The sequence below is a fragment of the Nocardioides sp. Root140 genome (genome assembly GCF_001426745.1).
Lineage (GTDB): Bacteria > Actinomycetota > Actinomycetes > Propionibacteriales > Nocardioidaceae > Nocardioides.
Genome location: NZ_LMFI01000010.1, coordinates 933,600 through 944,756 on the forward strand (window position 1 = coordinate 933,600; position 11,157 = coordinate 944,756).

The following is an 11,157-nucleotide window of genomic DNA, read 5'->3' on the forward strand; positions in this document are numbered from 1 at the left end:
GTCGGGAGCACGACCTCATGCGGACGCCGCCCTTCAGGTCGTTCGAGTGCTGGCTCCCACGGTATGCCCGGTCGACGAACCAGGTGCGGGAATCGGCACGGTCGGGACCCGCCGCTGGGCGCGCCGGACACGACGGGCGGACTCCACGAGGGGCTTGGTGGCGGAGTGGTACGTCACCCCGACCGCGAGCGAGGCGAAGAGCGCCAGCCACGGGTGGTCGACCTCGAGGTGGGGGTAGACCTGCCAGTGCGTCAGGTAGACCGCGAGCGAGCTGGTGGCCAGCACGCCGACCAGCCAGGCCACGGCCCGTGGCAACCGCACTGCCGGGATCCACAGTGCGATCAGCAGACCGACCCAGATCACGCGTTCTCGTGAGGGTTCACCGAAGAAGTCGACCACCGCGATCACGCCGAGCAGGCTGACCAGCAGCCGCTGCTGCAGCGTCGTGGCCCGGGCGGCCAACCAGCCGAGGGCGAAGAGCCAGAGCAGGTACGGCGTCAGGTAGTGGTCGATGTCGTCGGCGGTCCAGCCGGTGAGCATGAGGCGCAGCGCCATGGCCGCAGCGAAGACGCCCAGTGCGAAGCCGAAGGGGCTCCGGGCCTCGAGTCGGCGTACTCGCGGAGACGCGAAGAGAACCGCCACCCCCGCGAGGATCCACACCAGGCACTCGAGGAACCAGAACCGCCACCGGTCGTCCCACGTGTCGGAGCCGAACGCCCAGTTCAGGAACGTCACCGTGCTCAGGTCGTAGTCGCCGAAGAGCAACGTCACGGCGCCGATCCACAGCACGCTGGGCACCAGGACTGCCACCATCGCCCACCACATGCGGGCGGATGTCGTGGCGCTCGCACCGGCGCCGAGGTGGAAGCGGGCCAGGTTGTAGCCGGCCAGGATCAGCAGCAGGTGGGCGCCGCCGGTCAGGTCGAAGAGCTCGACGTGCGAGCCGACGATCAACACGGTCGAGACGGCCCGCAGCAGGACGGTGGTGTCGAGCGAGGTGCCCCAGCGACTCCGGTGCGCGGCGCCGGCGGCGATCTCACGAATCGGCAGGGTGTGCCAGTCGGACGGCAGCGGGTCGACCCGCTCCCCCAGGCGCACCGACATCTCGACGAACGACAGGGAGTCGGCGCCCAGGCCCGCGAAGCTGTCGTTGGCGGTCACGTCGTCGCGGTCCAGCACGCGGGCATAGAGGTCGCACAGGTCGGCGACGTCCACCCCCTGCGGGGCCGGCTCGTGGCCACGGGACACCGCGGCCAGCGCGCCGAGGCGCGGGTAGTCGGGCTTGCCACTGGGCGTGCGGGGCAGCTCCGCGAGCCGGTGCGCGCTCACCACCCAGGTCGGTACGGCGCACAGGCCCGCGGCCAGCTCGCGGGCCGGCCGCAGGTCGCGGCGACGGGTGACGAACACGTCGATGCTGCCCTCGACCCCCACGCAACGCGCGGTGATGCCGTGGCCCGCGAGGTGCGCCTCGACGTCGTCGAGGTTGACCCGGAGTCCGAAGACCTTGGTGAAGCGACTGCTGCGACCGACCACCTCGAACAGGCCGTGCGGCAGCTCGCGGGCCAGGTCGCCGGTGCGCAGCTCACCGGGCATCGCGTCGAGGGCCAGGTCGCGGGGGTGCTCGGCGTACCCCATCATCACGTTGGGTCCGGCGTAGACCAGCTCGCCGACGTCGCCGCCCGCGCCCTCGACGGGTTCGAGCCGGAGCGAGCCACCCGGGACGGCACGGCCCATCGCCTGCGGCCACTCCTCGGCGAGGTCCGGGGGCAGGTAGGCCATGCGCGCGGTGGCCTCGGTCTGGCCGTACATCACGTAGAAGTCCCAGCCGGAGCGACGGCCCGTGCGGTGGTAGCCGCGCACCCGCTCGGCCGCCAGCTTGCCGCCGGCCTGGGTGACGTAGCGCAGGCGGGGCAGGGGCCGGTCGGCGAAGCCGGTGTGGTCGAGCAGGTCGAAGGTGTGCGGCACCCCGGAGAGTCCGGTGACACCGGCCTGCTCGAACAGCTCCCAGAAGCAGCGGTCGACCACCGAGGTCTCGGTGAGCGCGACGGCTGCCCCGACGCTGAGGTGGCTGTGCAGGACCGAGAGGCCGTAGCAGTAGTGCAACGGCAGGCTGGTGATGCCGCAGTCGGCGTCGGTGAGGCCCAGGTAGTCGGCGATGCTCGCCGCGTTGCTGGTCAGGTTGTCCTGCGAGAGGCGCACCAGCTTCGGCGAGCCGGTCGACCCGGAGGTCGAGAGCAGCAGGGCCAGGTCGGGGTGCAGGTGGTGCGTGCTGCCGGCTCGGCGTACGTCGTCGACCGCCCCGCCCTCAGGCGCGCAGCGCACGACGATGTCGGGGTCCCACGCGCGGATCACCGCGGCGAGGTGGCCCTCGGCCCCCGGGACGACGGCCACCGGGCAGCCGGCAGCGAGCGCCGCGAGGTAGGACACCACGAAGTCGACGGTGTTGGCGCCGCTGAGCAGCACCAGCCGTCGGCAGTCGAGCCAGGCCTCCGCCCGCACGGCCACCCGGTCCGCCAGCTCGGTGTAGGTGACCTGCCCGTCGGCGGTGACCAGGGCGGCCCGGTCGCGGAACCGGGCGAGGTCGCCGAACGGATGACGCAGAGGGGACGGGCCGGAGCCGGTGATCGTCACGTCGCACGCTCGAAGACCGTGGCCGCGCCGTCGACGCTGATCCGGACCCGCTGCCCCTCGCCCGGCACGCGATCACCCCTGACCCGACAGAGCACCTCGTGGTGGTCGCCGACCGACAGGTGGAGGCAGGCGTCGTGACCGTAGAAGTCGAACCCGGCGACCGTCGCCTCGACCTCGCCGGCCTCGTCGAGGCGCACCTGCTCCGGGCGCACGAAGAGGTCGACGTCGCCGGCGGCCTGCCCCGACACCGGGAAGCGGCCGATCACGGAGTCGGCCACGCCGTCGGTGATCGTGGCCGGGAGGACCGACCCGCTGCCGACGAAGGAGGCCACGAACGGCGTGGCCGGGCGGCCGTAGACCTCCAGGGGTGCGCCCACCTGGACCACGCGCCCCGCGGACATGACGGCGACCACGTCGGCCAGCGACAAGGCCTCGTTCTGGTCGTGCGTGACCAGCAGGGCGGCCGCCCCGGTGGCCCGGACGGCGCGGACGACGGCGCGACCGGTGGCCTCACGCAGTGACGCGTCGAGGGAGGAGAACGGCTCGTCGAGGAGCAGCAGGGAGGGCTTGCGGGCCAGGGCGCGGGCCACCGCGACGCGCTGCTGCTGGCCGCCGGAGAGCTCGTGCGGCGAGCGCCGGGCGAGCGACGGGTCGAGGTCGAGCAGCTCGAGCAGCTCCCCGATGTCGGCCCTGCGGCGTTCAGGGCGGTCCAGCCCGAAGGTGATGTTGGCGGCCACGTCGAGGTGCGGGAAGAGCGCCCCCTCCTGCGGGACGTAGCCGACGTTGCGGTGGCGGGTCGCGACCTTCGACCTGCCGTCGACCAGCACCGGTCGATCGTCGAGGATGACCTCGCCGGTGTCACCCGGCATGAACCCGGCGATGGTGCGCAACAGGGTGGTCTTGCCGCAGCCCGAGGGGCCGAGCACGGCCAGCACCTCGCCGTCCGCGATGGTCAGGTCGACCCCGTCCAGGGCCCGGACGGGTCCGAAGCTGCGGGTGAGCCCGCGTACGTCGAGGACGCTCATGGCAGGACCGACCTTCCGGGGCGCTGCCCCTGCGTCGTACGGCTCAGGAGGTAGACCGCCGGCATCGAGATCACGATCATCAGCAGGGCGTACGGCGCCGCGGCGCCGTACGCGAGGGCCGAGGACTGCGACCAGAACTCGGTGGCCAGGGTCTTGGTCTCCAGCGGCGCGAGGAGCAGTGTGGCGGTCAGCTCGGTGGAGATGGCGATGAAGACCAGGGCGGCGCCGGCGCCGATGCCGGGCATCACGATCGGGACGGTGACCCGCCACGTGGTGGCCAGCCCGCTCACGCCGAGGGACCGGGCGACGCTCTCCAGGACCGGCGGCGCCTGCTCCAGCGAGGCGCGCACACTGACCACGGCCCGCGACATGAACATGATGAGGTAGGCCGCCACGAGCACGATCGCGGTCTGGTAGAGGCCTGTGGCGTATTCGATGGTGACCGTGATCAACGCCAGTGCGACCACGATTCCGGGAAGCGCGTTGGCGGTGTAGGTGCTGCGCTCGACCAGGGTGCCGGCCAGCGACGGGTGGCGTACGACGAGCAGGCCGACGGGCAGCGCCAGGACGACCGACAGCAGCGCACCCGCGGCGGCGTACGACACGGTCGTCACCGCGGTGGGCACCAGCTGGTCGAGCCCGTTGCCGGTCGAGGAGCCGACCTGCATCCAGTGGACGAGGCTGTAGATCGGCACGCCCAGGGCGAGGCAGGTCACCGCGGCGGGCACCGCCAGGGCCGGCCACCGCAGCCGACCGAGACCTGCCCGGTCGGCGGTGCGCGGGCTGCCGCTGCTCGTGCGCGCATAGCGCCGTCGGCCGCGAAGCCGCAGCTCGACCAGCAGCACGACGAGGCACAGCAGCACCAGCAGGGCGGACGACAGGTGGGCGGCGGGGCCGTTGAACGTGGTGTTGAACTGGTCGTAGATCGCGGTGGTGAAGGTCGGGAACCGAAGCGTCTTCAGGGCGCCGAACTCGGAGAACATGTGCAGTGCCACCAGGAGCGAGCCACCCAGGATCGCCGGGCGCAGCTGCGGCATCACGACCCGCAGGAACGTGGCAGCCCGGGTCAGGCCCACGGAGGCGGCGATCTCCTCGTGGGAGGGATCGAGGCCGCGCAGCGCAGCGCAGACCGGCAGGTAGACGAAGGGGAAGTAGGACAGCGTCACGATCATCACTGCGCCGCCGAAGCCCTCGACCGAGTGGGTCAGCGAGACCCAGCCGAAGCCGTTGACGAAGGCGGGTACGGCGAGTGGCGCGGTCAGGAGCACGTGCCACAGGCCGGCCAGCGGAAGATCGGTCCGGACCACGAGCCAGGCGCAGGCGACGGAGACCACGACGCTGGTCGCGACGCAGGCGACCATCAGGCCGAGGGTGTTGCGCAGCAACATGCCGATCCGTGGGCGGAACAGCTGCTCCCTGGCTGTGTCGGGGTCCACCGTGGCGGCGTACTGCACGACGTGGAGAAGCGGGATCAGCGCGAACAGTGCGACGGCGACTCCGATGAGCAGGAGCGCCACGGGTGCCCCGTCATGCACCCGCCGCGACGTGCGCGGCGGATCGACGGTGGTGGTCATCAGATCAGCCCGGCGCCCTGCATCAGCTCGATGACCTTGGGCCCATTGAGCTTCGAGACCTCGACCGTGGGCGGCTCCAGCTCGCCGAACGGCTTGACCAGGGGCTCGAGCTCCGCCGCCGGGTTGAGCGGGTACTCCAGCGCGTAGCTGTCGGCCAGGGCCTGCTGGCCGGTCTTGTCGACCAGGAACTTCACGAACTCCTGGGCGTCCTCCTGCTTGTCGCTGGACTTCAGGACGCCGGCGCCGGAGACGCTCACGAAGGCGCCCGGGTCCTGGTTGCCGAAGAAGTAGAGCTCGGTGTTGGCGCTGTTCTCGCCGGACTCCTTCTGGTCGCGGTACCAGTAGTAGTGGTAGGCGATGCCGGTCGGCGTCTCGCCGTCGTTGACCGACTGCATCACGATGTTGTTGCCGTCGTAGACCTCGCCGTTCTCGGCCAGGCCCACGAGCCATTCCTTGGTGGCGTCCTCGCCCTTGAGCTCGAGCACTGCGGAGACGATGGCCTGGAAGTCGGCACCGGTCGGCGAGAAGGAGACCTTGCCCTTCCACTTCGGGTCGGCGAAGTCGAGGATGCTCGTCGGCAGGTCCTCGGGAGCGATGTCGTCCTTGTTGTACATCACCACGGTGGAACGGGCCGCGAAGCCGGTCCAGTTGCCGCTGACCGGGCGGAACTGCTTCGGGGTCAGGGCGAGGGTGTCGGCCGGAAGGGGCGAGAACAGGCCTTCGGACTCGACCAGCGACATCGCCGGGGAGTTCTCGGTGAGGAACACGTCGGCCGGCGAGGCCTCCCCCTCGGTCACGATCTGGTTGGCCAGCTCGAAGTCCTTGCCGTTGCGCAGCTTCACGTCGATGCCGGTCTCCTTCTCGAAGATCGGCACGAGCTCCTCGAGGAGCTCCTCGTGCTGCGCGTTGTAGACGGTGATCGAGGGTCCGTCGTCCTCGCTGCAGGCGCTGAGCAGGCCGCTCAGCAGGAGCAGGGGTACGGCGGCGGCGACGAGGCGGGGCGACATGGCGTTCCAATCGACTAAGGTTCGGCTTACCTTATTGTAGGGAATCGCTTTGTCCGCAATGTGATGTGTTCGTCTCGTGGCGTGCGTAGGGTCGGGCCCGTGGCACCGATGATCCGGGCGGCCAGCCTGCGCGGCTTCGCTGCCCTCGTGACCGGACTCGGTGGCGACCCCGACGAGCTCCTCGATCGCTTCGACATCCCGCGCGAGGCCCTGGCCTCCGACGACGGCCTCGTCCCGATCACCGCGCACGACCTGATGCTCGACGTCGCGGCCCGCGAGCTCCGCTGCCCCGACCTGGGACTGCGCCTGGTCGACCACCAGGACCTGAGCATCCTCGGACCGCTGGCCGTGGCCATCGAGGCCTCCTCGACGGTCGCCGAGGCCCTGGACTGCGCCTCGCGGTTCCTGTTCGTGCACAGCCCCGCCCTGCGGATCGGCATCGAGCCCGACCCCCGCGGTCGTCGGGAGGTGATCGCGCTGACCTATCGCAAGGACCTGCGGGACTCGCCGTACTCGCCGCAGGCCATGGAGCTCGGCCTGGGCCTCTTCCACCACGTCGCACTCGCCCTGATCGGCTCGAGCGCCGGGGTGCGTTCGGTCGAGCTGCCGCACGCGCCGCAGTCGCCCGTGCAGCGTTACCTCGACTTCTTCGGGACGGACGTGAAGTTCGGCGCTGCCCAAGGGGCCATCCGGGTCGAGCGGAGGCTGCTGGACCGGCAGTTCGAGGGCGCCAACGAGGCGATCCGCCAACTCGCCCTCGACCACCTGACCAGCCGGCACACCGATCCCGAGCAACGGGTCACCACACACGTGCGACGAGCGCTCGCCGAGACCATCGGCACCACGCGGCCCGCGCTCGGCAACGTCGCCCGACTGCTCGCCGTCCACCCGCGCACGCTGCAGCGCCGGCTGGCCGACGAGTCCACCACGTTCGAGGAGGTGCTCGACGAGGTGCGTCGCGACCTGGCCCTGCGCCACGTCACCACCACCGACCTCCCCCTGGCCCAGATCGCGGCGATGTCCGGCTTCGCCTCACAGACCGGCCTGAGCCACGCCGTACGCCGTTGGGCGGGCACCAGTCCGCGCGAGCTGCGCCGGGCAGCTCGGGCCGCCTCGGGCAAACCGTCGAAGTTGTCGCGCTGAGGCAAGTTTTCCTCCGTCGCGGGACCCATCCTGTTCGGCGTACCGAAGAGGAGGCCATCCATGGCAACAGTCCAGCAGCAGTCCGACCGGCTCACCGGGATCGGCGCCCGCACCATCCCGGAGTTCGACGGGGTCCACGACGTGTGGCCCCGCGGCGAGCGCCTGCGTGCCGTGCGCGAGGCGGCCACGGCGTACAAGGCACGGTTCAAGGCCCAGGGCCAGGTCCGCGCGGTGAAGTCCGTCGACATCGCGGCCGCGCCGTACCCGGTCAACTACGCCTTCCACGACGCCGTGTCCGTGCCGACCCTCCCGCTCATCTCGATGATCAACCGGATGATCGTGGTGCAGTACGACGACTGGAACGACGTGCCGCGCACACTCGTCTTCGAGCCCACCGTGCCCGACGGATCGGCCGAGGCGCCGTTCTACCGCAACCTGCAGAAGATGATGGACAAGGTGCCCGGCGGCCGGCTGGCCGAGAAGCTCGTCCTCAAGTACTACAACGAGCCCGGCGACGTTCTCGCCAAGCTCGGTCTCGAGCCCACCGACATCGACTTCTGCACCTTCGACCACCTGCACGTGCAGGACCCCCGCATGATCCTCGGCTCCACCGAGGTCATCGAGGACGAGACCGCCCCGCGGCAGCCGCTGTTCGGTGACGCGAAGATGCTGGTCCACTCGCGCGAGCTGGCCACCCTGCAGTCGCTGCACCCGATGCAGTGGGCCTGGTACGTCGACGGCGGCCTGGGCGGCGTCGACCCCGACAAGTTCGTCACCTTCGACGGCGACGTCGAGCTGGGCCACGGCATCGCGCTGCTGTGGACCCCCGGTCACACCGACGGGAACCACTCCCTGGTGATCAACACCCCCGACGGTGTCTGGGTCTCCTCGGAGAACGGCATCTCGCTCGACAACTGGCAGCCCGAGCTGTCGAAGATCCCGGGCGTGCGTCGCTACCACGAGCAGCTCGGCCGGGAGATCTGCCCGAACGCCAACACGCTCGAGGACTCCCTCGACCAGTACGACTCCATGGTCAAGGAGAAGACGTTGGCCGACCCGTGCAAGGACGACCCGCGCTGGCTGCAGATCCTGCCGTCCACCGAGCTGGCGCCGTGGAAGCGGTTCTGGCCGGTGGTGCCCACCTACCTGCACGGCGGCATCGAGTACGGCGTGATCACCGCGGGTCACCGATGAGTGGCACCGGCGCGGTCGTCACCGGCGCGGGACGCGGGCTCGGCAAGCAGATCGCCCGCCTGCTGGTGGAGCGTGGCCACACCGTCCTGGTCACCGACGTGGACGAGGCCACCGCCCGGGCCACGGCCGAGGAGATCGGTGGCGGTGCGATCGCGATGGCCGTCGACGTGCGCGACGATGCGCAGGTCGCGGCGGCCCGCGACGCGATCGTGGCCCGGGCAGGGCGACTGGAGATCTGGGTCAACAACGCCGGGGTCCTGGTCACCGGGCCGGCGTGGGAGCAGAGCGCCGACACCCGCCGGCTGATGCTCGAGGTCAACGCGCTGGGCACCATCAACGGCACGGTCGCCGCGATCGACGCGATGCGCGACGAGGGCGGCCACATCGTCAACATCGTCTCGCTGGCCGGCCTCACCGCCGTACCGGGCGAGGCGGTCTACGCGGCGTCCAAGCACGCCGCCATCGGGTTCAGCCTCAGCACCCTCTCCGACCTGCGCCTGGCCGGCATCAAGGAGGTCGCGATCTCCTGCATCTGTCCCGACGGGATCTGGACGCCGATGCTGCACGACAAGCTCGACGACCCCGCCTCGGCGCTGTCGTTCTCCGGCAAGCTGCTCCGGCCCGAGGAGGTGGTGGCCGCGGTCGCCAAGGTGCTCGACAAGCCACACCCCGTCACCACGATCCCGCTGTGGCGCGGCCTGGTGGCGCGCCTCGCCGATGCCGTGCCGGCCGTGGGCCTGCTCTCGGCACCGCTGGTGGTCAAGCAGGGCCGACGGGCGCAGAGGAGGTTCCAGCGCAAGGGGCTCCCGATCGACGACTGACCCGCTGCCGCAGGGCTCAGGAGCCGGCGCGCACCTCGGCCAGGAACTCCGCGATCCGGCCGATCGCCTCCTCGAGCATCTGTACGTCGGGGAGCGTGACCAGCCGGAAGTGGTCCGGTGTCGGCCAGTTGAAGCCGGTGCCGTGGGTGACCAGGATGTGCTTGGCGCGGAGCAGCTCGATGACGAACTGCTCGTCGTCCTTGATCGGGTAGACCTCGGGGTCGAGCTTCGGGAAGCAGTAGAGCGCCCCCTTCGGCTCGACCGAGCTGACACCGGGGATCTCGTTGAGCAGCTTGTGGGCCAGCATGCTCTGCTCGAAGAAACGGCCGCCGGGTCCGATGAACTCCTCGATCGACTGGTAGCCACCCAGCGCCGTCTGGATCGCGTGCTGGGCCGGCACGTTGGCGCACATGCGCATGTTGGCGACCAGGGTCAGCCCCTCGAGGAAGTCCTCGGCGAGGTGCTTGGGACCCGAGACCATCAACCAGCCGGCCCGGTAGCCACAGACCCGGTAGGCCTTGGACAGACCGCTGAAGGTCAGGCACAGCACGTCGTCGCCGGTGTAGGCCGCGGTGTGGTGGTGGGTGGCCCCGTTGAACAGGATCTTCTCGTAGATCTCGTCGCTGAAGATGACGAGGTCGTGGCGCCGCGCGATGTCGACCAGCGCCTTGACGGTCTCCTCGCTGTAGACCGCCCCGGTCGGGTTGTTGGGATTGATGATCACCAGGCCGTGGGTGTTCTCGGTGATCTTCGACTCGATGTCCTCCAGGTCGGGCATCCAGTCGTTCTCCTCGTCGCACAGGTAGTGCACGGGAGTGCCGCCGGAGAGCGAGACCGCACCGGTCCACAGCGGGTAGTCGGGCGCCGGCACCAGGATCTCGTTGCCGTCGTCGATGAACGCCTGCAGCACCATCGAGATCAGCTCGGAGACGCCGTTGCCGATGAAGATGTCGTCGACGTGGGCGTGCTGGAGGCCGCGGCTCTGGTAGTACTGCGCGACGGCGGTGCGGGCCGAGAAGATGCCGCGCGAGTCGGAGTAGCCCTGCGCGTCGGGCAGGTGGTGCACCATGTCGGCCACGATGGCCTGCGGAGCCTCGAACCCGAACGGTGCCGGGTTGCCGATGTTGAGCTTGAGGATCCGGTGGCCCTGGGCCTCCAGCCGCTGTGCCTCGACGAGGATCGGCCCGCGGACGTCGTACCGGACGTTCTTCAGCTTCTGACTCTGCCTGATGGTGCGCATGCGGCATTCTCGCAGGCGACCCGTGTCGAGGTCGCGGGGGTTTCGCGTTGCGGGCTCGGTCGAGCCTCAGCCCAGGGGAAGGTACGGCGACAGGTCGGCACGCTCACCGCTGGCGCGGACCCGGCCCTCGTGCTCGGCGGCCGCGAACTCGAGCTCACCGGTGGCCAGGGCGATCCACGTCTCGGCGTCGAGCTCGACCACGGCGGGCGGCGTACCGCGGGTGTGGCGGACGCCGGGGATCACCTGCACCGCGGCGTACGGCGGCACGCGGACCTCGACGGAGTTGCCCGGCGCGCGTTCCTGCAGCAGCGCCATGAAGTGCTTGGTGAGCAGCCGGAGGTCGGAACCCTGGCGACCGGCGAGGGCGGCACGGACGGCGTCGGGGTCGGCCGGTGCGAAACGGTGAGCCACGTCGTCCAGTATCCGCCACCGGCCTCGCGGAGGTGTCGACAGGCATGGGCCATTCCCGGCAGGGTGATCCACGGCACACGGAAATCCCGTTCGTGCCTTCTCGGAAGGATC

General features: G+C 70.5%; 9 protein-coding genes. 3 read left to right on the forward strand and 6 right to left on the reverse strand.

Going from position 1 to position 11,157, the window contains the following annotated elements:
- Positions 1–33: 33 nt before the first annotated feature.
- From ASD30_RS14880 to ASD30_RS14895, 4 genes are read right to left on the reverse strand one after another with little or no spacing between them, the layout of a single operon-like run.
- Positions 34–2,631 (reverse strand): AMP-binding protein, encoded by a 2,598-nt coding sequence (locus ASD30_RS14880; RefSeq protein ID WP_082563851.1) that lies wholly within the window; start codon positions 2,629–2,631, stop codon positions 34–36.
- Entirely contained in the window at positions 2,628–3,656 is a 1,029-nt protein-coding gene (locus ASD30_RS14885) for an ABC transporter ATP-binding protein (protein ID WP_056682858.1), read from the reverse strand. Before ASD30_RS14885 ends, ASD30_RS14880 begins: the two co-directional genes overlap by 4 nt.
- Complete coding sequence (locus tag ASD30_RS14890; RefSeq protein WP_082563852.1) at positions 3,653–5,230, reverse strand: ABC transporter permease; 1,578 nt, start codon at positions 5,228–5,230, stop codon at positions 3,653–3,655. Before ASD30_RS14890 ends, ASD30_RS14885 begins: the two co-directional genes overlap by 4 nt.
- Positions 5,230–6,237: an iron ABC transporter substrate-binding protein gene (locus ASD30_RS14895; protein ID WP_056682860.1), complete on the reverse strand. Its 1,008-nt coding sequence runs from the start codon at positions 6,235–6,237 to the stop codon at positions 5,230–5,232. Before ASD30_RS14895 ends, ASD30_RS14890 begins: the two co-directional genes overlap by 1 nt.
- Before the next feature lie 108 nt (positions 6,238–6,345).
- Between ASD30_RS14895 and ASD30_RS14900 the strand changes: the two genes are divergently transcribed.
- From ASD30_RS14900 to ASD30_RS14910, 3 genes are read left to right on the forward strand one after another with little or no spacing between them, the layout of a single operon-like run.
- Positions 6,346–7,380, forward strand: a complete 1,035-nt coding sequence (locus ASD30_RS14900; RefSeq protein WP_056685059.1) for an AraC family transcriptional regulator — start codon at positions 6,346–6,348, stop codon at positions 7,378–7,380.
- A 60-nt stretch (positions 7,381–7,440) separates the two neighbouring features.
- Complete coding sequence (locus ASD30_RS14905) at positions 7,441–8,574, forward strand: hypothetical protein (protein ID WP_056682863.1); 1,134 nt, start codon at positions 7,441–7,443, stop codon at positions 8,572–8,574.
- Positions 8,571–9,395: an SDR family oxidoreductase gene (locus ASD30_RS14910; RefSeq protein WP_056682866.1), complete on the forward strand. Its 825-nt coding sequence runs from the start codon at positions 8,571–8,573 to the stop codon at positions 9,393–9,395. The genes ASD30_RS14905 and ASD30_RS14910 overlap by 4 nt, the downstream gene beginning before the upstream one ends.
- A gap of 16 nt (positions 9,396–9,411) precedes the next feature.
- On the opposite strand, the gene ASD30_RS14915 is transcribed toward ASD30_RS14910, so the two are convergent.
- Both ASD30_RS14915 and ASD30_RS14920 read right to left on the reverse strand, forming a co-directional pair.
- Positions 9,412–10,635 carry a pyridoxal phosphate-dependent aminotransferase gene (locus ASD30_RS14915; protein WP_056682869.1) on the reverse strand — a complete coding sequence of 408 codons (1,224 nt, stop codon included), beginning with the start codon at positions 10,633–10,635 and terminating at the stop codon, positions 9,412–9,414.
- 66 nt (positions 10,636–10,701) lie between these two features.
- On the reverse strand, positions 10,702–11,046 hold the full coding sequence (locus ASD30_RS14920; protein WP_056682873.1) for a sterol carrier family protein: 345 nt from the start codon (positions 11,044–11,046) through the stop codon (positions 10,702–10,704).
- Positions 11,047–11,157 lie beyond the last annotated feature (111 nt).